This window comes from Thalassobaculum sp. (genome assembly GCF_040219615.1).
In the GTDB taxonomy this organism is placed as follows: domain Bacteria; phylum Pseudomonadota; class Alphaproteobacteria; order Thalassobaculales; family Thalassobaculaceae; genus Thalassobaculum_A.
Genome location: NZ_JAVJSE010000038.1, coordinates 194,310 through 217,394, shown reverse-complemented (window position 1 = coordinate 217,394; position 23,085 = coordinate 194,310). Strand labels below are relative to the sequence as shown.

The window sequence follows — 23,085 nt, the reverse complement described above, 5'->3', positions numbered from 1 at the left end:
CGTCGGTGGGAGTAGGCTTTCGCCAAGATATCTCCGGGAGGAAGCCATGGCCGTAGCCGTCGAGGCCGGATCCGCGTCGAAGTCCGGCCGTCCGTTCGAGGTCCGCCCGCTGCACCCGGCGCTCGGGGCCGAGATCGTCGGGATCACGCTGGAGGAGGCGGTCGCCGAGGCGATGTTCCGGCAGGTCTACGAGGTGTTCCTCGAGCACAGGCTGATCCTGTTCCGCGACGTCGACCTGCCGCCGGCCACCCAGGTCGCCTTCGCGCGCCGGTTCGGCGAGGTCCAGGTGCACGTCATGAACCAGTATCACGGCTATGCCGAGCATCCGGAGATCTACCTGCTGACCAACCTGGACGCCGACGGCAACCCGAACGGCCGGCACCCGGACAAGGGCACCATGTACTGGCACACCGACGGGTCGTGGCGGCCGACCACCGGCCACGCCACCATGATGTATTCCGAGGTCGTGCCGGACGAAGGCGGCGAGACCCATTTCGCCGACATGCACGGCGCCTATGAGGGGCTGGACCCCGAGTGGAAGGCCCGGCTGTCCGGCATGCGGGCGTTCCACAACCTCGACTTCTCGCGCACCCGCCGGCACGGCCACGACCCGATGACCGAGAAGCAGAAGGCCGAGGTGCCGCCGGTCGATCATCCGGTCGTCCGCACCCACCCGGAGACCGGCCGCAAGTGCCTGTTCCTCGGCGACCACGCCGAATGGATCGACGGCATCGAGTACGAGGCCGGCCGGGCGCTGATCGAGCAGGTCAACGCGCTCGCCACCCCCGACCATCTGGTCTACCGCCACGCCTGGCAGCCGCGCGAGTGCATGGTGTGGGACAACCGCGCCCTGCTGCACCGGGCGACCGGCTACGACCCGGCGACCCAGCGCCGGGTGATGCGGCGCTGCACGGTGCTCGGCGACCGGCCGTACTGAGGCGCTAGGTGGCCTTGCGGCGGGGCTGCTCGATCTTCGGCAGGAACGCCGTCAGCAGCCCCATCAGCGGCAGGAAGGCGACGATCCGGTAGACCGTCTCGATGCTCGTCATGTCGGCGATCTCGCCGAGGGCGGCCGCCCCGAGGCCGCCGAGCCCGAACGAGAACCCGAAGAACAGGCCGGCGACCATGCCGACCTTCCCCGGCATCAGGTCCTGGGCATAAACCAGGATTGCCGAGAACGCCGACGCCATGATCAGGCCGATCATGATCGACAGGGCCAGCGTCGCGGTCAGCCCGACATGCGGCAGCGCCAGGGTGAACGGCAGCACTCCCAGGATCGAGAACCACATGACCGGGATGCGGCCGATGCGGTCGCCGACCCAGCCGCCGGCCAGGGTGCCCAGCACCAGGGCGCCCAGGAAGGCGAACAGCGCGACCTGCGCGCTCTGCACCGACAGGCCGAACTTACCGATCAGGTAGAAGGTGTAGTAGGAGCTCAGGCTGGCGCTGTAGACGTTCTTGGAGAACAGCAGCGCCACCAGGATGGCGATCGCGAACAGCACCCGGCCGCGGGTCAGCACGACGGCGTCGCCGGCCGCCCGGCGCGGCTTCGGCTTCGCCAGGTTGCGGTTGCGGCGATACCAGGTGCCGACCGCCGTCAGCACCACCATCGCGACCAGGGCGGCGAACGAGAACCAGACGATGCTGGACTGGCCGTGCGGCACCACCACGAAGGCCGCCAGCAGCGGCCCGATCGCCGAGCCGGTGTTGCCGCCGACCTGGAACAGCGACTGGGCGAAGCCGTGGCGGCCGCCGGACGCCATGCGCGCAACCCGCGACGACTCGGGGTGGAACACCGACGACCCGACGCCGATCAGGGCGGCCGCCGACAGGATCGCCGGATAGCTCGACGCCATCGACATCAGCACCAGGCCGACCAGGGTGAAGCCCATGCCGACCGCCAGCGAGTAGGGCATCGGCCGGCGGTCGGTGTACAGCCCGACCAGCGGCTGCAGCAGCGAGGCCGTCACCTGGAACGCCAGGGTGATCATGCCGATCTGCGCGAAGTCGAGCTGGTGGCTGTCCTTCAGGATCGGATAGATGGCCGGCACCATCGACTGCATCATGTCGTTCAGCAGGTGGCAGAAGCTGAGCGACAGGATGATGGCGAAGGTGGCGGTCTCGGCACCCGGCGTCGCGTCCGCGACCTCGGCTGCCGGGGCCGATCCGGCCGGATAGCTTCCGACCGCAACCGAGTTTTCGCTCACGGACTCGTCTCGCTGGAAGGGCGGCCGGCGATCGGCCGCGAATGCGGAATTATGACAACGGCGCTACGACCGGCAAGACGCGGCCGGTCATGGCTGTCATGCCCGGTGCAGCGCCAGTGGCGCCGGCCGGCGGCGCCGGTTGCCAGCCGGGCGTGCGACGGTGCACCATCGCGGCGGCCGCCGGCGGGAGTTCGAAGAACCGGCGCCGGGAGGACCATGACGCAGCCCCGATTCCACGGCATCTACCCGATGCTCTACGCCCTGTTCGGCGCCGACGGCGGGCTCGATCGCGGCGCCCACCAAGCCCAGGTCGAGGCCTGCGTCGCAGCCGGCGTCCACGGCCTGGCGGTCGGCGGGCTGGCCAGCGAGTGCAACAAGCTGACGGTCGGGGAACGCCGCGACCTGGCGGCCTGGACCCTGGAGGCCGTGGCCGGCCGGGTGCCGGTCAGCGTCACGGTGTCGGACAACACGATCGGCGGCCAGATCGAGGCGGTCCGCCACGCCGCCGACGCCGGCGCCGCCTGGGCGGTGCTGCAGCCGCCGCCGGTGAAGTCCGCCTCCGAGGCGGCGCTGATCGAGTTCTTCGGCGCGGTCGCCGACGCCGCCCCGATCCCGATCGGCATCCAGAACGCACCGGAATACATCGGCATCGGCCTGTCGAACGCCGGGCTGATCGAGCTGAACCGCCGGCACCCGAACGTCGCGGTGCTGAAGGCCGAGGGGCCGGTTATGACGATCGCGCGGCTGGCCGAGGACGCCGGCGGCGCCTTCGCGATGTTCAACGGCCGCAACGGGATCGAGCTGCTCGACAGCCTGCGCAACGGCTGCGCCGGCATGATCCCGGGGGTCGAGACCTGCGACGTGCAGAGCCGGATCTACGACCTGCACCGGGCCGGCGACGATGCGGCCGCCGACGCGGCGTTCCGGGAGATCCTGCCGCTGCTGCACTTCCTGATGAGCACGGTCGACCACCTGCTGTGCTACGGCAAGCGGCTGGCCGCCCGCCGCATCGGGCTCGGCGCCGTGCACGACCGCGGCCCGGCCACCGCACCGCATCCGGCCGGCCTGCGCACCCTCGAACACTGGTCCAGCGGATTGGGGAGACTCGGCACATGACGACCTTCGTTCTGGTTCACGGCGCCTGGCACGGCGGCTGGTGCTGGGTCCGGGTGGCCGACCGGCTGCGGGCCGCCGGCCACAACGTGTTCACCCCGACCCTGAGCGGGCTGTCCGACCGGGTCCACCTGCTTGCCCCGACGATCAGCCTGCAGACCCATATCAAGGACGTCGCCAACCTGATCGCCTGGGAGGAGCTGACCGACGTCGTGCTGGTCGGCCATTCCTACGGCGGCATGGTGATCACCGGCGCCGCCGACCGGATCGCCGACCGGGTCAGGGCCCTGGTGTTCGTCGACGCCTTCACCCCGAGGCACGGCGAGGCGGCGTTCGACCTGCGCGCCCCCGAGGCCAACGCCCTGACCCTGCAGAGGGCCAAGGCCAACGGCGGCTGGCGGATCCCGCCGACGTCGGCAGAATCCTTCATGGTCAATCCGGCCGACCGGGCCTGGGTGGACGCCAAGTGCACCGACCTGCCGATCGGCTGCTTCAGCGAGAAGCTGCACCTCTCGGGGGCGGTCGACCGGATCGCCGACCGGGTCTATGTCCGGGCGGGAGCCTACCCCAACCCGACCTTCGACAAGGCCCTGGAGGCGGCCCGCGGCGACGCCCGGTTCCGCGCCCATGTGATCGATTGCGGCCATGACATCATGGTCGACAGGCCCGAAGAACTGACCGCGGTCCTGCTCGAGAGCGCCTGAGGCGGGAGGCCCGGCGCCCCTGAACGGGGAACGCCGGAGGGGTTCGCGCGTTCGGTATACGAGGACCGACCGGCCGGAACGGGCCGGCCGGCCGTATCGTTGACCGATCCGCGAGACCGATCCGAGACATGCCGAATGCCGAACATCCCGCCGCCGCTCCGGCTCTGAATCTGGAGCGGGCGGCATGGCGCGTCGCCCGAGCCGGCCGCGCCCGGCTGCTGGTCGACGGCGCCGGCTATTTCGGCGTGCTGCGCGAGGTGCTGAAGCGCGCCCGCCGCCGCATCGTCATCGTCGGCTGGGACATCGACAGCCGCACCCCGCTGGCCGCCGATCCGAGCCGGGTGGACGACGGCCTGCCGCTCGAACTCGGGCCGTTCCTGGCGGAGCTGGCGCGGCGCACGCCGGACATCGAGATCCGCCTGCTGCTGTGGGATTACTCGATGCTGTATGCGCTCGAGCGCGAGCCGCTGCCCCGGCTGAACCTGGGCTGGACCTCGCCGCCGCAGATCACGCTCTGCATGGACGGCACCCTGCCGGTCGGGGCGTCGCACCACCAGAAGCTGGTGGTGGTCGACGACGCGGTGGCGTTCTGCGGCGGACTCGACCTGACGATCCGGCGCTGGGACACGCCCGACCACGTTCCCGGAGACCACCGCCGGGTCGACCCGGCCGGCCAGCCATACCCGCCGTTTCACGACCTGCAGATGATGGTCGACGGCGAGGCCGCGGCGGCGCTCGCGGAACTGGCTCGCGAGCGCTGGGCCGCCGCCGCCGAGGTCGCGCTGGCGCCGATCCCCGCCGGCGACGATCCCTGGCCGCGCGACCTGGAGCCGGACCTCCTCGAAGTCGACGTGGCGATCGCCCGGACGCGCCCGAGATACAACGGCACCCCCGAGATCCGCGAAGGCGAGGCGACCCTGCGGGCGGCGATCGCCGAGGCCGAGCGCTTCATCTACATCGAGAACCAGTACCTGACCGCGGACGCGCTCGGCGAGGCGCTGATCGCCCGGATGAACGAGCGTCCCGATCTGGAGGTGCTGGCGGTCGTTCCCGGCAATCACGACGGCTGGCTCGAGAAGAACGCCATGCAGGCCGGCCGGGTACGCCTGATCCGTCGACTGCGCGAGGCCGGGCTGGCCGGCCGCATCAGGCTCGTCACCCCGGTTGTCGAGCAGGACGGCGTGGCGGTTCCGGTCAAGGTCCACGCCAAGGTGCTGGTCGTCGACGACCATTGCCTGCGGATCGGATCCTCGAACCTGAACAACCGGTCCATGGGACTGGATACCGAATGCGACCTGACACTGCTGGCCCGCGACGGCGAACGCCGCCGTATCCTCGGTCGGCTGCGCGACGCCCTGGTCGCCGAGCACGCCGGCGCCGCCGTCGAGGCGATCGGCGAGGCGCTGGCCGGCCCGGGGTCCGCCCTGGCAGCCCTCGAGCGGTTCGCGGGCGGCGAGCGCCGGCTGGTCGCCGTGCAGGACGATCCGGCGCTGGGCGAGGCGGTGCCGGAACCGGTGGCGACGTTGGCCGATCCGGACCGGCCGTGGCCGGAGGTCATCTCGTTCGAGGGATTTCGTGAAAGGAGGCGGGTGCGGCGCTGGATCCGGCGCTGGCCGGTCGCGGCGGTGATCCTGGCGGTCGCCGCCATGGTTCTGCTGTGGCGGTACTCGCCGCTGGAGGAATGGACCCGGCTCGACCACCTGGTGGCGCCGATGCAGGCGATCGCGAGCTCGCCCTGGGCGCCGCTGGCGACGGTCGGCCTGTTTCTCGCGGGCGGGCTGACGCTGTTTCCGATCACCGTCCTGATCGCGGTCACCGCGATGGTGTTCGGACCGTGGGAGGGCGTCCTGTACTCGCTGATCGGTTCGGTCGCCGGCGCCCTCGTCGGCTACGGGTTCGGCAAGCTGGTGGCACGGCATGCGCCGTCGGTCTGGAAGGTGCGGCAGGGCCGCCTCGGTCGCCTGACACGCATGTTCGCCGGCAACGGGATCATTGGGATCGCCAGCCTGCGGATGCTGCCGCTGGCGCCCTTCATGTTCATCAACCTGGCGGCCGGTGCGGCGCGGGTGCCGTTCCTGGACTTCGCGGTCGGTTCGGCCCTCGGCCTGGCCCCGGGGATCGTCGCCTTCAACCTGATGGGCGTCCAGTTCGAGCAGGTCCTAACCCGCGGAAGGGCCGAGGATATCGGCGTGCTGGTCGGCCTGCTGGCCGGCTGGCTGCTGCTGTCGTACCTGCTGCAGGGCCTGATCAAGCGTACGCTGGGAACGATCCGGGAGCGGGCCGGCTGATGCCGTTCCGCGTTCTGACCTGGAACATCCACGGCTTCCTCGGCCAGGACGGGCGCTTCGATCCGCAGCGGGTGTTCCGCATCGTCGCCGACCTGCAGCCCGACATCGCCGCATTCCAGGAGGTGATCGGCCCGGATGCCGGCGTCGACGGCTTCGGCCTGCTACGCGAGGCGATGCCGGGGGCGGAGAGCATCGAAGCCAACGTCAACCGCCGGATCCAGGGGATCTACGGTCAGGTTCTTCTCAGCCGCTTTCAGGTGCGGAGCGGGACCAAGGTCGACCTGTCGGTGGCCGGGCGGGAGCCGCGGCGCGCGATCGACGCCGAGCTCGAGACCCCGGGCGCGCCGACCCGGGTGATCGCCACCCATCTCGGCCTGGCCGGGGCCGAGCGCCGCTACCAGGTCGGCATCCTGCGCGGTCTCGTCGAGGCCGGGCCGGATCGTGACACCGTGCTGCTCGGCGACATCAACGACTGGCGCGGCGGCGGGCTGGCCGAGCGGCGACTGGCCCCGCTGCTGGGCCGCGGGACGCGATACCGGACGTTCCCGGCAGCCTGTCCGGTGTTCCCGCTGGACCGCATCTGGGTACGGCCGGCCGGACGGGTAGTCGCCGCCGGCGTCGTCCGGGCCGCCGGCCTCGCCTCGGATCACCTGCCGCTGGTCGTGGACATCGAGCCGGCGCCGGTCAGAGCGCCCGCAGGGCGGCGAACACCTCCTCGACATGGCCCTTCACCTTGACCTTGCGCCAGATCCCGCGGATCACCCCGGCGCCGTCGATCAGGAAGGTGGCCCGCTCGATGCCCATGGACTTGCGGCCGTACATCGACTTCTCGACCCACACCCCGTAGGCCTCGGTGACCGCGCCGGTGTCGTCGGCGCCGAGCGTGAAGGGCAGCTCGTACTTGGCCTTGAACTTGTCGTGCTTGGCGACGGAGTCGCGGCTGACCCCGACGATGGCGGCGTCGAGCTTCGAGAAGTCCGGCATGGCGTCGCGGAACCCGCAGGCCTCGGTGGTGCAGCCCGGGGTGTCGTCGCGCGGATAGAAATACAGGATCACCGGCCGTCCCTTCAGCCCGGCGAGAGATACCTCGCCACCGCCGTCGGCGGGCATGGTGAAGGCGGGGGCCTTGTCGCCGATCTGCAGGCTCATGACGGGTATCTCCGGTTGGGATGGGTGGCCGCGAACGCGACTAACTTCGATCTGTCCTGGCCGATGTCAACCGGGCACGCCGGCCGGTCCCGCTGGAGGGCCGGGCAATCACGGCGGGGACGCGACAGCGTGACTGGAAGCGGGCGGCGATCACGCCTACTTTCGAACGGTGCCGTGCCAGCGCGCGGCCAATCGCCACGACGAGGACGTCATGACCGTCACCGACCGCCGCGGACTCCCGCTGTCGAATGCCACCGCCGCCTGCGCCGAGGCCCTGGACGCCGCGCTTGACGATGCGCTCGCCTTCCGGGGCGACCCGGTCGCCCGGATCGACGAGGCGCTGGCAGAGCACCCCGACTTCGTGATGGGGCACGTGTTCCGGGCCGGTATGCTGACCCAGGCGATGGAGACCCGGATCTACGGCGCCATGGTCGACAGCCTGGAGAAGGCCGAGGCCCTGTGGGACCGGGCCAACGACCGCGAGCGCGCCCATATCCGGGCGGTGCGGGCGTGGACCGAGGGCGACTTCCACGGCGCGGTGCAGCGCTGGGAGGCCGGGCTGGTGCAGAACCCGCACGACCTGCTGGCACTGGCGCTGGTGCACCTGACCGACGTGCTGCTGGGCGACATCGCCGGCCAGCGCGACTGCGTGGCCCGGGTGTTCCCGCTGTGGGACGAGTCGATCCCCGGCTACGAGTTCGTGCTGGGCTTCTATTCCTTCGGGCTGGAGGAGAACAACGACTTCAGCCGGGCCGAGGAGGCCGGGCGTCGGGCGCTGGCGTTGCGGCCGGACCATCCCTACGCCATCCACGCCGTCGCCCATGTCATGGAGATGCAGGGCCGCCAGCTCGGCGGCGTGCATTTCATGACCTCGCGGCGCGACGTCTGGGCCGAGAGCAACTTCCGAAATCACCTGTGGTGGCACCTGTCGCTGTTCCTGCTCGACCTCGGCAGGGTCGACGAGGTGCTCTCGATCTACGACCACAGCCTGCGCGGCAGCGGCGGTGCCGGCGAGAAATACGAGGAACTGGATTCCGCCGCACTGCTCTGGCGGCTCAACCTGGTCGGCGTGGACGTCGGGCGGCGCTGGGCCGACCTCGCCGACAAGTGGGAGCCGAGCGCCGCGGACACGCTGTACGCCTTCAACGACGTGCACGCGATGATGGCCTTCGTCGGCGACCGGCGCGGCGAGGCGCAGGAGCGGCTGCTGACCGCCAACGAGCGCTACCTGGAGCATGCCGGCGACGCCAACGCCGCCATGAGCCGGGAGATCGGCCTGCCGTTCTGCCGTGCCCTGCAGGCGTTCGCCGCCGGCGACTACCGGGCCTGCGTCGACCGGCTGCTGCCGGTGCGCTACATGACCCACCGGCTGGGCGGCAGCCACGCCCAGCGCGACGTCATCGCCTGGACCCTGCTGGAAGCGGCGCTGCGGGCCGGCGACGGCAACCTCGCCCTAGCGCTCGCCAACGAGCGCTGCCAGCTGAAGCCGTCGAGCCCGCAGAACTGGCGGCTGGTCGCGCGCGCCCATGTGCTGCGCGGCGACCAGGAGCGCGCGCGCCGGGCCTGGGCCCGGGCGGAGTCGCCGCTGGCGGCGTGACACGGCGCGACGGTGCCCGCTAAGCTCCGGCGGCGAATGTCGGACTTGACGGAGGGCGACCATGAGCGCGGGCGAAGGGGAAATCCTGCTGACCGTGATGCTGAAGCATCAGAAGGACAAGAACCTCGGCGAGATCAACGCCAAGCTGGACGCCGCCGGGTTCTGGAAGAAGTTCCCGCCGGACGGCATCGAGGTGGTGTCCTGGTACGTGATGATGGGGATCGGCCAGGTGGTGACGCTGAAGGTTCCGGGGCACCGGCTGCGCGAGGTGAACCTGGCGATCGAGCAGTCCGCCTGGGGTGCCTTCGACACCGAGTTCTACCCGACCTACGACTTCCGTGCGGTCTGGGAGGGAATCAGGGCCAGGCAGGGGTAGCCGCCGCGCCAATGCCGTTGCCCGTTTCCGTCTCCGGGGCTAAGTGATCGACGATGACCGACACCCTCACCATCACCCTGGCGCAGCTGAACCCGCGGGTCGGGGACATCGCCGGCAACCTCGAGAAGCTGCGCCGGGTCCGGGCCCAGGCGGCGGCCGAGGGCGCCGACGTGATCCTGACCCCGGAACTCTATCTGTGCGGCTACCCGCCCGAGGACCTGGTCCTCAAGCGCATGTTCCAGGCCGAGGCGCGCGAGGCCGCCGAGGAACTGGCGCGCGACACTGCCGACGGCGGCCCGGCGGTGCTGCTGGGCGCGCCCTGGGTCGACGGCGGCAAGCTGTACAACGCCATGTTGCTGCTGGACGGCGGCCGGATCGTGACGGCGCGCTACAAGGTCGACCTGCCGAACTACGGCGTGTTCGACGAGAAGCGGGTGTTCGCCGCCGGCCCGCCGCCCGGCCCGATCGACGTGCGCGGGGTGCGCATCGGCGTGCCGATCTGCGAGGACATCTGGACCCCCGAGGTGGTCGAGTGCGTGGCCGAGACCGGCGGCGAGATCCTGCTGGTGCCGAACGGCTCGCCCTTCGAGCTCGGCAAGTCGGACATGCGCACCCAGCTCGGCGTCGCCCGGGTGGTGGAGAGCGGGCTGCCGCTGGTCTACCTCAACCAGATCGGCGGCCAGGACGAGCTGGTGTTCGACGGCGCCTCCTTCGTGCTGAATGCCGACCGGGAACTGGCGCTGCAGATGCCGGCCTGGACCGAGGCGGTGGTCACCACCCGCTGGACCCGCGGGCCGGACGGCTGGTCCTGCGCGGTCGGCGAGCGGATCAAGCAGCCGGAAGGCGCCGAGTCCCTCTACTGCGCGCTGGTCACCGGTCTGCGCGACTATGTCGGCAAGAACGGCTTCCCCGGCGTGATCCTGGGCATGTCCGGCGGCATCGACTCCGCGCTCAGCGCGGCGGTCGCGGTGGACGCGCTCGGCCCCGACAAGGTGCGCTGCGTGATGATGCCGTCGCCCTACACCTCCGGGGACAGCCTGGAGGACGCGGCGGCGGCGTCGAGGATGCTCGGGGTCGACTACCGCACCATCAACATCGGCCCGGCGATGGGCGCGTTCGAGACCATGCTGGCGGAGGCTTTCGCGGGGACGACGCCGGACATCACCGAGGAGAACATCCAGGCGCGCTCGCGCGGCATCACGCTGATGGCGCTGTCCAACAAGTTCGGCCACATGGTGCTGTCGACCGGCAACAAGTCGGAGATGTCGGTCGGCTACGCCACCCTGTACGGCGACATGTGCGGCGGCTACTCGGTGCTCAAGGACGTCTACAAGATGTCGGTTTTCGAGCTCTGCCGCTGGCGCAACACGCACCGGCCGGCCGGCGGCCTCGGCCCGGACGGCCCGGTGATGCCGGAGCGGATCATCACCAAGCCGCCCTCGGCCGAGCTGCGCCCCGACCAGAAGGACGAGGACAGCCTGCCGCCCTATCCGGTGCTGGACGCCATCCTGGCCGAGCTGATCGAGAACGAGACCCCGGTCGCCGGCATCGTCGACAAGGGCTTCGACCCCGACACCGTGCTGCGGGTCTGGAAGCTGCTCGACCGCGCCGAGTACAAGCGCCGGCAGGCGCCGCCGGGGGTCAAGGTCACCGGCAAGTCGTTCGGCAAGGACCGCCGCTACCCGATCACCAACGCCTTCGTCGGGGTGTACCGCCCGCCGCTGAAGACCGCAGCGGAATAAGCGGGCGGCGGACACCTCGGCGGCGGGTGGGTTCCGGGTCACCCCTCGATCAGGTCGAGGGTTGCCCGGAATGACGAAAAGAAGGGCGTGTCGTTCAGCGGTTGGCGCACCTTTTGTCCGTCATTCCGGACCGGACCGCCGAAGGCGGGACGGAGCCGGAACCCCCGAAGCGACGGGCATCGCAGTGGACCGTCCCCGACCGATCTGCTAACCAGAGCTTTCTTCGCTCCACGGGAGAATCGGATCCATGTTCGCGCGCCGCCCGATCGCCTCGCTCGGCATCGCGCTGTACCCGACGGCCGACATCTGTCGCTGACGGACCGCGCGCCCGTGCGCGCAGCCATCCGATACAGCGAAGCGATACCCGGAGCCGGGACCATGGATCTCAAGATCACCAATACGCTCACGCGGGAGAAGGAAGTCTTCCGCCCGATCGACCCGAGTCACGTCCGCCTCTACGTGTGCGGCCCGACGGTCTACGACTTCGCCCATGTCGGCAACGCCCGGCCGGTGGTGATTTTCGACGTGCTGGCGCGGCTGCTGCGCCGGCTTTACCCACGGGTCACCTACGTCCGGAACATCACGGACGTGGACGACAAGATCAACGCCCGGGCCCGCGAGAACGGTGAGACCATCGCCCAGCTGACCGCCCGCACGGCCGAGCAGTACCACCAGGACATGGCGGCACTGGGCGCGCTGCCGCCGGACGTCGAGCCGCGGGCGACCCACCACATCGCCCAGATGATCACGCTGATCGAGCGGCTGATCGCCAAGGGCCACGCCTATGCCGCCGACGGCCATGTGCTGTTCAGCGTGCCGTCGATGCCGGACTACGGCGGGCTGTCGCGGCGCGACCGCGACGAGCTGATCGCCGGCGCCCGGGTCGACGTGGCGCCCTACAAGAAGGACCCGGCCGACTTCGTGCTGTGGAAGCCGTCGCCCGACGACATTCCCGGATGGGACAGCCCCTGGGGTCGCGGCCGGCCGGGCTGGCACATCGAGTGCTCGGCGATGTCGTGGGAGCATCTCGGCGAGACCTTTGACATCCACGGCGGCGGCCTCGACCTGATCTTCCCGCACCACGAGAACGAGATCGCCCAGAGCCGCTGCGCCTTCGGTACCCACACCATGGCCAACTACTGGATGCACAACGGCTTCGTGACGATCGAGAGCGACAAGATGTCGAAGTCGCTCGGGAACTTCTTCACGGTGCGCGACGTGCTGAAGGACTGGCCGGGGGAGGTCATCCGCCTGCTGCTGCTGTCGGCCCACTACCGGGCGCCGCTGGACTTCTCGGCGGCCGGGCTGAAGGAGGCCAGGGCCCAGCTCGACCGGCTGTACCAGGCGCTGCGCAACGCCGCCGACGTGACTGCGGAGCCGGAGGCCGGGGTGCCGGACGACGTCATGGCGGCGCTGCTGGACGATCTGAACGTGCCGCTGGCGATCGCCCGGCTGCACGAGGCGGCGGGCCGGCTGAACAAGGCGACCGACCCGGCCGAACGGGCGGCCGCCAAGACCGCGCTGCTGGCCGGCGGCGCGATGCTGGGCCTGCTGCAGGCCGACCCGGAGGCGTGGTTCCAGGGCGATGCCGGCGACGGCCCCGACCCGGCCGAGATCGAGCGGCTGATCCAGGCCCGGGCCGATGCCCGCAAGGCCCGCGACTTCGCCGAGGCCGACCGCATCCGCGACGACCTCAAGGCGCAAGGCATCGAGCTCGAGGACGGGGCCGGCGGCACGACCTGGAAGCGGGCGGGGTAGCCATTACCCTGTCGCCTTGAGGAGCGACCCCGGCGCCAAGCCGGGGGAGCCACGAAGGGCGATAGGGGGAGGGGAGAGTAGGCGCGCCATGGCCGCGCAAACCCGCCTTGCGCCGCTGATTCCTTGCCGCCCCGCTGCGCCGCTGCTAGAGACCGGCACCGCCGCTTACCGATCCCGGAGGCACGCCATGGCCGGCGACGACCGCGTCTATCTGTTCGACACCACCCTGCGCGACGGGCAGCAGACCCGCGGCGTCGACTTCACGGTGGCGGACAAGATCGCGATCGCCCGGGCCCTCGACGCCCTCGGGGTCGACTATGTCGAGGGCGGCTGGCCGGGCGCCAACCCGACCGACGACCGGTTCTTCGCCGAGCCGCCGAAGCTGGAGCAGGCGAGGCTGGTGGCGTTCGGCATGACCCGGCGGCCCGGCCGCAGCGCCGAGAACGACCCCGGCCTGGCCGCCATCCTCGATGCCCGGGTGCCGGCGGTCTGCCTGGTCGGCAAGACCTGGGACTTCCACGTCGACGTGGCCCTGGAGATCGAGCGCGACGAGAACGTGGCGATGATCCGGGACTCCATGAAGCGGGCGATCGCCGTCGGCCGCGAGGCGATGTTCGACTGCGAGCACTTCTTCGACGGCTACAAGGCCAACCCCGAATACGCCCTGTCCTGCGCCGCCGCGGCCCATGAGAACGGAGCGCGCTGGGTGGTGCTGTGCGACACCAACGGCGGCACCCTGCCGCACGAGATCGAGGCGATCGTCGCCGAGGTCGCGAAGGCCGTGCCGGGCAGCCATCTCGGCATCCACTGCCACAACGACACCGGCAACGCGATCGCCAACTCGCTGGCGGCGATCCGCGCCGGCGCCCGGCAGGTGCAGGGCACGATCAACGGCCTGGGCGAGCGCTGCGGCAACGCCGACCTGATGGCGATCATCCCGAGCCTGGTGCTGAAGATGGGCATCGACTGCGGCGTCACGCGCGCCAAGCTGGGCCACCTGACGGCGGTGTCGCGGATGCTCGACGAGCGCCTGAACCGGGCCGCCGACCCGCACCGCGCCTATGTCGGCGCCGCCGCCTTCGCGCACAAGGGCGGGCTGCACGTCTCGGCGGTGCAGAAGGACCCGGCGACCTACGAGCACATCGACCCGGCGGCGGTCGGCAACCAGCGCCACATCCTGGTGTCCGACCAGGCCGGCCGCTCCAACATCCTGGCCCGGTTCGCCGAGATCGGCGTCGAGATCGACCCGAAGCACCCGAAGGTGCAGCGCCTGGTCGAGGAGGTGAAGGACCGGGAGTACCAGGGCTATGCCTTCGATAGCGCCGAGGCCAGCTTCGAGCTGCTGGCGCGGCGGCTGATCCATGGCGTGCCGGAGTTCTTCAGCATCGAGCGCTGGCGGGTCATGGACGAGCGGCGGTTCAACGCCCGCGGCACCCTGGTGGTGGAGTCCGAGGCGACCGCGACCCTGAGGGTCGACGGCCATCCCTGCCACGAGGTGGCGGTCGGCAACGGGCCGGTCAACGCCCTCGACACCGCGATCCGCAAGGCCCTGGTCCCGTACTATCCGGCGATCGAGGGCATGCGGCTGATCGACTACAAGGTCCGAATCCTGCCGCCGTCGCGCGACGGCGACGGCACCGACGCGGTGACCCGGGTGATGATCGAGAGCGCCGACGCCGCCGGCCTGACCTGGCGGACCGTCGGCATCAGCCCGAACATCATCGACGCCTCGATCGAGGCCCTGGCCGACGCGCTGATCTGGAAGCTGATCAAGGACGGCGTCGCCGGCCCGGGATCCGGGACGTCGGGAGCCTGACCCGGTGGCCGGGACCGACAGCTCGCGCGCCGGCGCCTTGGCCGATGCGGTCCCGGCGATCGTGCTGGTCGAGCCGCAGCTCGGCGAGAACATCGGTTCCTGCGCCCGCGCCATGCTGAACTGCGGCCTGACCGACCTGCGCCTGGTGCGGCCGCGCGACGGCTGGCCGAACCCGAAGGCCGAGGCCATGGCCTCCGGAGCGACCGTGGTGCTGGAACGCGCACGGGTGTTCGAGACCACCGCCGATGCCTGCGCCGACCTGTCCTATGTCCTGGCCACCACGGCCCGGACCCGCGACATGCTGAAGCCGGCGCTGACCCCGCGGGCCGCCGCCGGAGAGCTGCGCGCACGGCTTGCTGCCGGGCAGGGCGCCGGGGTGCTGTTCGGGCCGGAGCGCGCCGGCCTGGTCAACGAGGACGTGACGCTGGCCGACGCCGTGCTGTCGGTCCCGCTCAATCCGGCGTTCTCGTCGCTCAACCTCGCCCAGGCGGTGCTGCTGGTCGGCTACGAGTGGTACCAGGCGGGCGACGACACCCCGGCCTCCGTCCTGATGGACGACGACGCGCCGCCGGCCACCGTGGCGACCCGCGAGTATTTCCTCGGCCGCCTCGAGACCCTGCTGGAGGAGGCCGGGTTCTTCTTCCCCGAGCATCTCGGACCGAGCATGAAGCGCAACCTGCGCACGCTGTTCACCCGGGCCGGCATGTCCGACCAGGAGGTGCAGACCCTGCACGGCGCGCTGCGGTCGCTGTCCGAGGGGCCGCGCCGGCGCTCGCGGGGGAACTGACCGCCCGTCGCGTCGTGGGTCCCGGATGAGCGCCGCCTATGGCGTTGCACTCCGGGCTCACGTCGAATCGAGGGTACCGTCAAGGCGTAGGGTCGAAGCCAGCGGACGACGTTCCCCTCTTGACGTCATTCCGGCTGCTCCGGACCGCCGAAACGCCTGGGACGCTCGACCGTATCCGCGTGTACTGTCGGGGAGCGATCCCGCAGCGGAGGGCATCTCGATGTTGGGGCACCTGTCATTCGGGGTTCACGATCTCGTGCGCGCCGCCGCGTTCTACGACGCGATCCTGGCTCCCCTCGGCTTCGTCCGGGTCTGGACGTCGCCGCATGCGGTCGGCTTCGGCCCGCCCGGCGGGGGCGACAAGCTGGCACTGTTCTCGCGACCGGGCGAGGTGATCGCGCCGGGACCTGGATTTCATCTGGCCTTCGACGCGCCGAGCCGGGAGGCCGTCGACCGCTTCCACGCAGCAGCCCTGGCCGAAGGTGCCACAGACGAAGGCAAACCCGGTGTGCGATTGCACTATAGTTCGACTTACTACGCGGCATTCGTGCGCGACATCGACGGATATAAACTGGAGGCTGTGAACCAGCAGCCGCTATTGAATTCAGAATGATGGTGTTGTTTCCCCCTGCGATATAGCCGTACCATTCGCCCCGTTCGGGAATGGCTGAGGTGTTACGCAATCGCCATAGAACCCGAAATGATCAGCGGTTCAGGGCAGGAGGGATTCCGATGAACGAACGAGAATTGCGAGGTCTGATCGCGGACGTGAAGGTGGGAAGCCTTTCGCGTCGTGCGTTCGTGCGCCGGATGGTCGCGCTCGGCCTCACCGCACCGCTCGCGGCCCAGATGCTCGCCTACAATGGCGTGGCGTTGGCGCAGAGCAAGTCGATGTACAAGCCCACCAAGGCCGGCGGCGGCGGTGTGCTGAAGGTTCTGTGGTGGCAGGGCCCGACCCTGCTGAACCCGCACTTCGCGGTCGGCACCAAGGACCAGGACGGTTCGCGCATCTTCTACGAGCCGCTCGCGGCCTGGGATGACGACGGCTTCCTGATGCCGGTCCTGGCGGCGGAGATCCCGTCCCTGGAGAATGGCGGCGTCTCGAAGGATGGCCTCTCGGTCACCTGGAAGCTCAAGAAGGGCGTCAAGTGGCACGACGGCAAGCCGTTCACCGCCGACGACTGCATCTTCAACTGGAAATACGCTTCGGACCCGGCGTCGGCGGCTTACACGATCGCCAGCTACAAGGACGTCGAAGTCGAGAAGGTCGACGACCACACCATCAAGGTGCTGTTCCCGAGCCCGACCCCGTTCTGGGCCGACGCCTTCGTGGGCGCCCGTGGCTGCATGATTCCCAAGCACCTGTTCGAGGCCTATTCGGGCGAGAAGTCGCGCGACGCGCCGACCAACCTGTCGCCGGTCGGCACCGGCCCGTATCTGTTCGAGGAGTTCAAGCCGGGCGACCTGGTGCGCGGCAAGATCAATCCGAACTACCACGAGGCCAACAAGCCGCATTTCGATGCGATCGAGATGAAGGGCGGCGGCGACGCGGTGTCGGCGGCCCGTGCGGTCCTGCAGACCGGCGAGTACGATTTCGCCTGGAACATGCAGGTCGAGGACGCGATCCTCAAGCGGCTCGAGGAAGGCGGCAAGGGTAAGGTCCACATCACCCTGGGCGGCAGCATCGAGCACATCCAGCTCAACAACACCGATCCGTGGACCGAGGTCGACGGCGCGCGGTCCGACATCTCGACCAAGCACCCGTCGCTCACCGACATGGCGGTCCGCAAGGCGCTCAACGTGCTTGTCGACCGGCAGGCGGTCGAGGATCACATCTACGGCCGGACCGGCAAGGCGACGGCGAACTTCCTGAACAACCCGGAGCGCTTCGCCTCCAAGAAGACCTCGTTTGAGCTGAACGTCGAGAAGGCGATCAAGCTGCTCGACGAGGGCGGCTGGAAGCCGGGCTCCGACGGCATCCGCGAGAAGAACGGCGTCAAGCTGAAGTTCGTCTACCAGACCTCGATCAACCAGCCGCGCCAGAAGACCCAGGCGATCATCAAGCAGGCCTGCCAGAAGGCCGGCATCGACATCGAGGTCAAGGCGGTCACCGCGTCTGTGTACTTCTCGTCGGACGTCGGCAACCCCGACACCTACACGAAGTTCTACACCGACATCCAGATGTACACGACCACCCAGCCGCAGCCCGATCCGGGCGTGTTCATGAACCAGTTCACCTCGGATCAGGTCGCGACCAAGGCCAACAAGTGGCAGGGTCGTAACATCACGCGCTGGCAGAACGCCGAGTACGACAAGCTGTTCCTGGCAGCCGGCGGCGAGCTGGATCCGGTCAAGCGGGCCGAGATGTTCATCAAGATGAACGAGCTCGTGATCGAGAACGTGGTGGTCATCCCGGTGGTCTGGCGCGGCGGCGTCGCAGCGGTTTCCAACAAGCTGCATGCCCCGCTCAGCGGCTGGGACAACAACACGTTCAACATCAAGGACTGGTACCGCGACGCCTGAGACTGAGTTGAAGCGGGAGCCGGCCGCCCTGCGGCCGGCTCCCGTCATTTCTTTTCCGGGGTTGCGATAACGTGAGCCAGTATCTCCTTAGGCGAATTCTTCTCGCGATTCCGAGCCTGCTCGGGATCAGCGTCATTCTGTTCACCGTCCTGGCGCTCGCGCCGGGCGACCCGTTCGGCGAGTTGGCCCAGAACCCCGCGGTACCGCCGGAGGTGGCGGCCTCGCTGCGCGAGAAGTTCGGGATGGACGACCCGATCTGGGAGCGCTACGTGAAGTGGCTGGGCCAGATGCTGCAGGGCAACTGGGGCTTTTCCTTTGTCAGCCGGGTCGATGTCGACGTCCTGATCCTGCAACGCCTGCCCACCACGCTGATCGTGATCGGCTCGTCGCAGATCCTGGCCCTGGTCGTGGCGCTTCCGGTCGGGGTCTACGCGGCCATGAAGCCGTATTCGCTGTTCGACCAGCTCGCCACGACCATGGCCTTCATCGGCTTCTCGCTGCCGACCTTCTTCACCGGCCTGATGCTGATCCTGGTGTTCAGCATCTCGCTGGACTGGCTGCCCTTCGTGTACCAGTCGAACGTCAACGAGACGGGCCTGGCGTTCTACTGGGAGCATGTGAAGCAGTCGATCATGCCGGTTACCGTGCTCGGGCTGTTCCAGGGTGGGGTGCTGACGCGCTTCGTGCGCTCGGCGGTGCTCGACGTGGTTCGGCTCGACTATGTGACGACCGCCCGCGCCAAGGGGCTGCGGGAGCGGGTGGTGATCGTGAAGCACATCGTGCGGAACGCCCTGATCCCCGTCGTGACGCTCATCGCGCTGCAGATGCCGATCGTGTTCGGCGGCGCGGTGGTCACCGAGCAGATCTTCCGGGTGCCGGGTATCGGATCGCTGCTGATCGACGCGATCCTGGCCAACGACACCCCGGTGATCATGGCGGTCACCTTCGTCATTGCGTGCCTGGTGATCCTTTTCAACCTGATCGCGGACCTGCTCTATGGCTGGCTCGACCCTCGCATCTCCTACCGTTGACGCCCCGGGCGCGGGGGTCGCGAAGCGGAAGTACGTTTCGCCGACCGCGGAGGCGTGGCGGCGGTTCCGGCGCCACCGCATGGCCGTCGTCGGCGCCATCGTGCTCGGCCTGCTGGTGTTCGGCGTGGTCTGCGGGCCGCTGTTCTGGCCGGTCGCGATCAACGACATCGATTTCAGCGCCATGCTGGAGGGGCCGTCGGCGAACCATCCGCTCGGCACCGACGACCTCGGCCAGGACCTGCTGGCCCGCATGATCTACGGCGGCCGGATCTCGCTGGCGGTCGGCCTCACGGCGATGTTCGTGGCGGTCTTCGTCGGCGTGCTGGTCGGGGCGATCGCCGGCATCTCGCGCGGCAGCGTCGACGCCGCGCTGATGTGGGTCACCGACCTGTTCCTGTCGCTGCCGCAGCTGCCGCTGCTGCTGGTCGTGATCTACCTGTTCCGCGACTCCCTGAAGGAGACGGTCGGCCCGGAGGTCGGCGTCTTCATCATCGTGGTCGGGGTGATCGGCATCCTGCGCTGGATGCCGGTGGCGCGGCTGGTGCGCGCGCAGTTCTTCTCTCTGCGGGAAAAGGAGTTCGTCGAGGCGGCGCGGGCGCTCGGCGCCTCGACCCAGCGCCAGGTGGTCCGCCACATCCTGCCGAACGCGCTCGGCCCGGTGATCGTGGCCGGCACCATCGACGTTGCGGCCGCGATCATCCTGGAGTCGACCCTGTCGTTCCTGGGCCTCGGCTTTCCGCCGGACACGCCGACCTGGGGGCGGCTGCTGTTCGACGCCAAGGACTACCTCGACTTCGCGCCGCACTGGGCATTGCTGCCGGGAGCCGCGATCTTCCTCACGGTGCTCAGCATCAACTTCATTGGCGACGGGTTGCGTGACGCGCTCGATCCGCGCCGGGTGATGTAGGCGGTGGATGCCGAGACGCGACACGATCGACCGCCGGTCGCCCGGCAGGTTCTTCAGGCAATGGGGTACGTGATGACTGCATACCGTACGGGTGGGGGAAGACAGGATGTGCCCGGTCGGGCCGGCCGTCCCGTCGGAGGCGTGAAGTGACGGAGGCGCTGCTCGATATCCGCGGCCTCAAGACGCATTTCAGCACCGACGACGGAATGGTGCGGGCGGTCGACGGTGTCGACGTGACCGTGAACCGTGGCGAGACCGTCGGGATCGTCGGCGAGTCCGGCTGCGGCAAGACGGTCACCGCGATGACGGTGATGAAGCTGATCGCCATGCCGCCGGGCCGGATCGTCGAGGGCCAGATCCTCTGGCAGGGCCGCGACCTGGTGCCGCTCGGCGCCGAGGAGATGCGCAAGATTCGCAGCAAGGAAATCGGCATCATCTTCCAGGAGCCGATGACCTCGCTGAATCCGGTCTACACGGTCGGCGACCAGATCGCCGAGACCGTGCGGCTGCACGAAGGCCTGAACCGCAGGGACGCCAAGGACCGCGCCATCGAGATGCTGCGGCTGGTGAATATCCCGACGCCGGAGCGGCGGGTGGACGACTACCCGCACCAGTTCTCGGGCGGCATGCGCCAGCGCGTGATGATCGCGATGGCGCTGTCCTGCAACCCGAAGCTGCTGATCGCCGACGAGCCGACCACCGCGCTCGACGTCACCATCCAGGCGCAGATCCTGGATCTGCTGTCGGAGATGCGCGAGCGCCTCGGGATGGCGATCATGATGATCACCCACGACATGGGGGTGGTCGCCGAGACCACCCACCGGGTGGTGGTGATGTATGCCGGCCGGGTCGTCGAGGAGGCGACCGCCGAGCAGCTGTTCGGCGATCCCAAGCATCCCTATACCCAGGGGCTGATCCGCTCGATCCCGCGGATCGACACCGCTGCCGAGCACAAGGAGCGGCTGGAGGCGATCGCCGGCGTGGTTCCGAGCCTGCTGACCCCGCCGCCCGGTTGCCGGTTCGCGCCGCGCTGCAGGTTCGCGACGCCCAAATGCACCGAGGCGATGCCGCTGCTGCAGGAGGTGTCTCCCGGCCACAAGGTCGCCTGCGTGCTTTACGATGCCTGAGGACAGTCGCGCGATGACCGAACCACTACTCCGCGTCAAAGACCTGCAGAAGCACTTCTCGATCAAGGGCGGGGTGTTCCGGCGGGAGGTCGACAAGGTCTACGCCGTCGACGGCGTCAGTTTCGAGCTCAAGGCCGGCGAAACCCTCGGCGTGGTGGGCGAATCGGGCTGCGGAAAGTCGACCACCGGCCGTTGCATCCTGCGGCTGATCGAGCCGACCGGCGGCGAGGTCTGGTTCGAGGGTAAGGACGTCACGTCGCTCGACACCCGCGAGCTGACCGCGCTGCGCCGCGACATGCAGATCATCTTCCAGGATCCGTTCGCGTCCCTGAACCCGCGGATGACGGTCGGGGCGATCATCGGCGAGGCCCTGATCATCCACAAGCTGGCCAAGAACCAGCGGGAGTACCAGGACCGCATCGTCGAGCTGCTGGAGACGGTCGGGCTGAACGCCGATCATGCGCGGCGCTATCCGCACGAGTTCTCCGGCGGCCAGCGCCAGCGCATCGGCATCGCCCGCGCGCTCGCCGTGTCGCCGAAGCTGATCGTGTGCGACGAGCCGGTGTCGGCGCTCGACGTGTCGATCCAGGCCCAGGTGATCAACCTGCTCGAGGACCTGCAGGAAAAGTTCAGCCTGACCTACATGTTCATCGCCCACGACCTGTCGGTGGTGGAGCACATCAGCGACCGGGTCGCGGTCATGTATCTCGGGCGGATCGTGGAGATCGCGTCGGCCCGCGACCTCTATACAAACCCGCTGCATCCTTATACCGAGGCGCTGCTGTCGGCGGTACCGATCCCGGATCCGACCCTCAAGCGCGAGCGCATCCGCCTGCAGGGCGACGTGCCGAGCCCGATCAATCCGCCGTCCGGCTGCCACTTCCACACCCGATGCCCGATCCGGCAGCTGCCGCTGTGCAGCACCGAGACGCCGACCCTCAAGCAGGGACCGGAGGGCCACTGGGTCTCGTGCCACCTGCGCGGCGGTTGAGCGCGATACCCCGCCGACAGGTCGACGGCGTTTGACATTCGGCGGGCGATCCGTATAACGCCCGCTGCATTCCCGAGAATGCGGGGTGCCCGGCTTTCGCCGCGCATCCCCGGCCCGGACCCGGTTCCGGACGCCCTATCGGGACAACCGGTCGATCCCGTGAACGGGACGACGCAAGAAGAGGAGACCGCTTCATGGCGAAGCGTGAACAGGCCAAGCACAAGATCGACCGGCGTCTCGGCGTCAACCTCTGGGGCCGGCCGAAGTCGCCGCTGAACAACCGCGAGTACGGCCCGGGCCAGCACGGCCAGCGCCGCCGCAAGCCGTCCGACTACGGCATCCAGCTGATGGCCAAGCAGAAGCTCAAGGGCTACTACGGCAACATCGGCGAGAAGCAGTTCCGCAAGTACTACGCCGAGGCCGTCCGCCGCCGCGGCGACACCGGCGAGAACCTGGTCGCCATCCTGGAGTCCCGCCTCGACGCGGTGATCTACCGGATGAAGTTCGTGCCGACCGTGTTCGCCGCGCGCCAGTTCGTCAGCCACGGCCATGTGAAGGTCAACGGCAAGCGCGTCAACGTGCCGTCGTTCCTGGTCCGTGAGGGCGACGTGGTCGAGGTCAAGGAGAAGAGCCGCGAACTGCCGATGGTCCTCGAGGCCGTGCAGTCCGCCGAGCGCGACCTGCCCGACTACATGGAAGTCGACCACGGCGCGATGAAGGGAACCTTCATCCGGCTGCCGAAGTTCGAGGATGTGCCGTACCCGGTGCAGATGGAACCGAACCTGGTCATCGAGTACTACTCGCGCTGATCGAGGGGATACCGGCGCCGGCATCGACCGGCGCCGACTGGACGGCCGGCCTTGTGCCGGCCGTTCTGCGTTCGGTTAACGGTTCCTTCAGAGTTAGCGGCGAGCCTGCTGGGCAAGGAAATCGGGGATCGAGCCGGCGCATCGCCGGCCTCGGCCCCAC

20 protein-coding genes are annotated in these 23,085 nt (G+C 69.3%); 18 read left to right on the top strand and 2 right to left on the bottom strand.

Annotated elements, in window-relative coordinates:
- The first annotated feature begins 46 nt into the window (after window positions 1-46).
- On the top strand, window positions 47-937 hold the full coding sequence (locus tag RIC31_RS19840) for a TauD/TfdA dioxygenase family protein (protein ID WP_350111796.1): 891 nt from the start codon (window positions 47-49) through the stop codon (window positions 935-937).
- 4 nt (window positions 938-941) lie between these two features.
- On the opposite strand, the gene RIC31_RS19835 is transcribed toward RIC31_RS19840, so the two are convergent.
- The gene (locus tag RIC31_RS19835; RefSeq protein ID WP_350111794.1) at window positions 942-2,207 is read right to left on the bottom strand and encodes an MFS transporter; all 1,266 of its coding nucleotides are present in this window, start codon (window positions 2,205-2,207) and stop codon (window positions 942-944) included.
- A 216-nt stretch (window positions 2,208-2,423) separates the two neighbouring features.
- Between RIC31_RS19835 and RIC31_RS19830 the strand changes: the two genes are divergently transcribed.
- The 4 genes from RIC31_RS19830 (at window position 2,424) to RIC31_RS19815 (ending at window position 7,049) form a co-directional block, all read left to right on the top strand.
- Window positions 2,424-3,323, top strand: a complete 900-nt coding sequence (locus RIC31_RS19830) for a dihydrodipicolinate synthase family protein (RefSeq protein ID WP_350111792.1) — start codon at window positions 2,424-2,426, stop codon at window positions 3,321-3,323.
- Entirely contained in the window at window positions 3,320-4,024 is a 705-nt protein-coding gene (locus RIC31_RS19825; RefSeq protein ID WP_350111790.1) for an alpha/beta fold hydrolase, read from the top strand. Before RIC31_RS19830 ends, RIC31_RS19825 begins: the two co-directional genes overlap by 4 nt.
- A 128-nt stretch (window positions 4,025-4,152) precedes the next feature.
- Window positions 4,153-6,312, top strand: coding sequence for a VTT domain-containing protein (locus RIC31_RS19820; protein WP_350111788.1), 2,160 nt, complete (start codon window positions 4,153-4,155; stop codon window positions 6,310-6,312).
- Window positions 6,312-7,049 carry an endonuclease/exonuclease/phosphatase family protein gene (locus tag RIC31_RS19815; RefSeq protein ID WP_350111785.1) on the top strand — a complete coding sequence of 246 codons (738 nt, stop codon included), beginning with the start codon at window positions 6,312-6,314 and terminating at the stop codon, window positions 7,047-7,049. The genes RIC31_RS19820 and RIC31_RS19815 overlap by 1 nt, the downstream gene beginning before the upstream one ends.
- Here RIC31_RS19815 and bcp read toward each other — a convergent pair.
- Window positions 6,997-7,461 carry a thioredoxin-dependent thiol peroxidase gene (gene bcp / locus RIC31_RS19810; protein WP_350111783.1) on the bottom strand — a complete coding sequence of 155 codons (465 nt, stop codon included), beginning with the start codon at window positions 7,459-7,461 and terminating at the stop codon, window positions 6,997-6,999. The genes RIC31_RS19815 and bcp overlap by 53 nt on opposite strands.
- Window positions 7,462-7,672: 211 nt before the next feature.
- Here bcp and RIC31_RS19805 point away from each other — a divergent pair, with 211 nt between their 5' ends.
- The 13 genes from RIC31_RS19805 (at window position 7,673) to rpsD (ending at window position 22,925) form a co-directional block, all read left to right on the top strand.
- On the top strand, window positions 7,673-9,058 hold the full coding sequence (locus RIC31_RS19805; protein WP_350111781.1) for a tetratricopeptide repeat protein: 1,386 nt from the start codon (window positions 7,673-7,675) through the stop codon (window positions 9,056-9,058).
- Window positions 9,059-9,119: 61 nt separating this feature from the next.
- Window positions 9,120-9,434, top strand: coding sequence for a hypothetical protein (locus tag RIC31_RS19800; protein WP_350111779.1), 315 nt, complete (start codon window positions 9,120-9,122; stop codon window positions 9,432-9,434).
- A 53-nt stretch (window positions 9,435-9,487) separates the two neighbouring features.
- Window positions 9,488-11,176: an NAD+ synthase gene (locus RIC31_RS19795; RefSeq protein ID WP_350111777.1), complete on the top strand. Its 1,689-nt coding sequence runs from the start codon at window positions 9,488-9,490 to the stop codon at window positions 11,174-11,176.
- Window positions 11,177-11,554: 378 nt separating this feature from the next.
- Window positions 11,555-12,934, top strand: coding sequence for a cysteine--tRNA ligase (gene cysS / locus RIC31_RS19790; protein ID WP_350111775.1), 1,380 nt, complete (start codon window positions 11,555-11,557; stop codon window positions 12,932-12,934).
- Window positions 12,935-13,121: 187 nt separating this feature from the next.
- Complete coding sequence (gene cimA, locus RIC31_RS19785; protein ID WP_350111773.1) at window positions 13,122-14,750, top strand: citramalate synthase; 1,629 nt, start codon at window positions 13,122-13,124, stop codon at window positions 14,748-14,750.
- A gap of 4 nt (window positions 14,751-14,754) precedes the next feature.
- Window positions 14,755-15,537 carry an RNA methyltransferase gene (locus tag RIC31_RS19780; protein WP_350111771.1) on the top strand — a complete coding sequence of 261 codons (783 nt, stop codon included), beginning with the start codon at window positions 14,755-14,757 and terminating at the stop codon, window positions 15,535-15,537.
- A 220-nt stretch (window positions 15,538-15,757) separates the two neighbouring features.
- A complete protein-coding gene (locus tag RIC31_RS19775) occupies window positions 15,758-16,150 on the top strand; it encodes a VOC family protein (protein WP_350111769.1) in 393 nt (130 codons plus the stop codon).
- Window positions 16,151-16,311: 161 nt separating this feature from the next.
- On the top strand, window positions 16,312-18,060 hold the full coding sequence (locus RIC31_RS19770; RefSeq protein ID WP_350111767.1) for a peptide ABC transporter substrate-binding protein: 1,749 nt from the start codon (window positions 16,312-16,314) through the stop codon (window positions 18,058-18,060).
- Between the two features lie 71 nt (window positions 18,061-18,131).
- Window positions 18,132-19,091 (top strand): ABC transporter permease, encoded by a 960-nt coding sequence (locus tag RIC31_RS19765; protein ID WP_350111765.1) that lies wholly within the window; start codon window positions 18,132-18,134, stop codon window positions 19,089-19,091.
- Window positions 19,057-19,998, top strand: coding sequence for an ABC transporter permease (locus RIC31_RS19760; RefSeq protein ID WP_350111763.1), 942 nt, complete (start codon window positions 19,057-19,059; stop codon window positions 19,996-19,998). The genes RIC31_RS19765 and RIC31_RS19760 overlap by 35 nt, the downstream gene beginning before the upstream one ends.
- A gap of 206 nt (window positions 19,999-20,204) precedes the next feature.
- Window positions 20,205-21,125, top strand: coding sequence for an ABC transporter ATP-binding protein (locus RIC31_RS19755; RefSeq protein WP_350112589.1), 921 nt, complete (start codon window positions 20,205-20,207; stop codon window positions 21,123-21,125).
- Between the two features lie 13 nt (window positions 21,126-21,138).
- Window positions 21,139-22,116 carry an ABC transporter ATP-binding protein gene (locus RIC31_RS19750; RefSeq protein WP_350111761.1) on the top strand — a complete coding sequence of 326 codons (978 nt, stop codon included), beginning with the start codon at window positions 21,139-21,141 and terminating at the stop codon, window positions 22,114-22,116.
- Window positions 22,117-22,310: 194 nt separating this feature from the next.
- Window positions 22,311-22,925: a 30S ribosomal protein S4 gene (gene rpsD, locus RIC31_RS19745; RefSeq protein ID WP_350111758.1), complete on the top strand. Its 615-nt coding sequence runs from the start codon at window positions 22,311-22,313 to the stop codon at window positions 22,923-22,925.
- Window positions 22,926-23,085 lie beyond the last annotated feature (160 nt).

What these genes read in the sequence shown, in the direction of transcription:
- RIC31_RS19830 (WP_350111792.1), top strand. Translation starts at nt 2,424, where the DNA reads ATGACGCAGCCCCGATTCCACGGCATCTACCCGATGCTCTACGCCCTG.
- bcp (WP_350111783.1), bottom strand. Translation starts at nt 7,461, where the DNA reads ATGAGCCTGCAGATCGGCGACAAGGCCCCCGCCTTCACCATGCCCGCC.
- RIC31_RS19755 (WP_350112589.1), top strand. Translation starts at nt 20,205, where the DNA reads ATGGTGCGGGCGGTCGACGGTGTCGACGTGACCGTGAACCGTGGCGAG.
- RIC31_RS19840 (WP_350111796.1), top strand. Translation starts at nt 47, where the DNA reads ATGGCCGTAGCCGTCGAGGCCGGATCCGCGTCGAAGTCCGGCCGTCCG.
- RIC31_RS19805 (WP_350111781.1), top strand. Translation starts at nt 7,673, where the DNA reads ATGACCGTCACCGACCGCCGCGGACTCCCGCTGTCGAATGCCACCGCC.
- RIC31_RS19825 (WP_350111790.1), top strand. Translation starts at nt 3,320, where the DNA reads ATGACGACCTTCGTTCTGGTTCACGGCGCCTGGCACGGCGGCTGGTGC.
- cimA (WP_350111773.1), top strand. Translation starts at nt 13,122, where the DNA reads ATGGCCGGCGACGACCGCGTCTATCTGTTCGACACCACCCTGCGCGAC.
- rpsD (WP_350111758.1), top strand. Translation starts at nt 22,311, where the DNA reads ATGGCGAAGCGTGAACAGGCCAAGCACAAGATCGACCGGCGTCTCGGC.
- RIC31_RS19750 (WP_350111761.1), top strand. Translation starts at nt 21,139, where the DNA reads ATGACCGAACCACTACTCCGCGTCAAAGACCTGCAGAAGCACTTCTCG.
- cysS (WP_350111775.1), top strand. Translation starts at nt 11,555, where the DNA reads ATGGATCTCAAGATCACCAATACGCTCACGCGGGAGAAGGAAGTCTTC.
- RIC31_RS19760 (WP_350111763.1), top strand. Translation starts at nt 19,057, where the DNA reads ATGGCTGGCTCGACCCTCGCATCTCCTACCGTTGACGCCCCGGGCGCG.
- RIC31_RS19775 (WP_350111769.1), top strand. Translation starts at nt 15,758, where the DNA reads ATGTTGGGGCACCTGTCATTCGGGGTTCACGATCTCGTGCGCGCCGCC.
- RIC31_RS19800 (WP_350111779.1), top strand. Translation starts at nt 9,120, where the DNA reads ATGAGCGCGGGCGAAGGGGAAATCCTGCTGACCGTGATGCTGAAGCAT.
- RIC31_RS19795 (WP_350111777.1), top strand. Translation starts at nt 9,488, where the DNA reads ATGACCGACACCCTCACCATCACCCTGGCGCAGCTGAACCCGCGGGTC.
- RIC31_RS19815 (WP_350111785.1), top strand. Translation starts at nt 6,312, where the DNA reads ATGCCGTTCCGCGTTCTGACCTGGAACATCCACGGCTTCCTCGGCCAG.
- RIC31_RS19820 (WP_350111788.1), top strand. Translation starts at nt 4,153, where the DNA reads ATGCCGAATGCCGAACATCCCGCCGCCGCTCCGGCTCTGAATCTGGAG.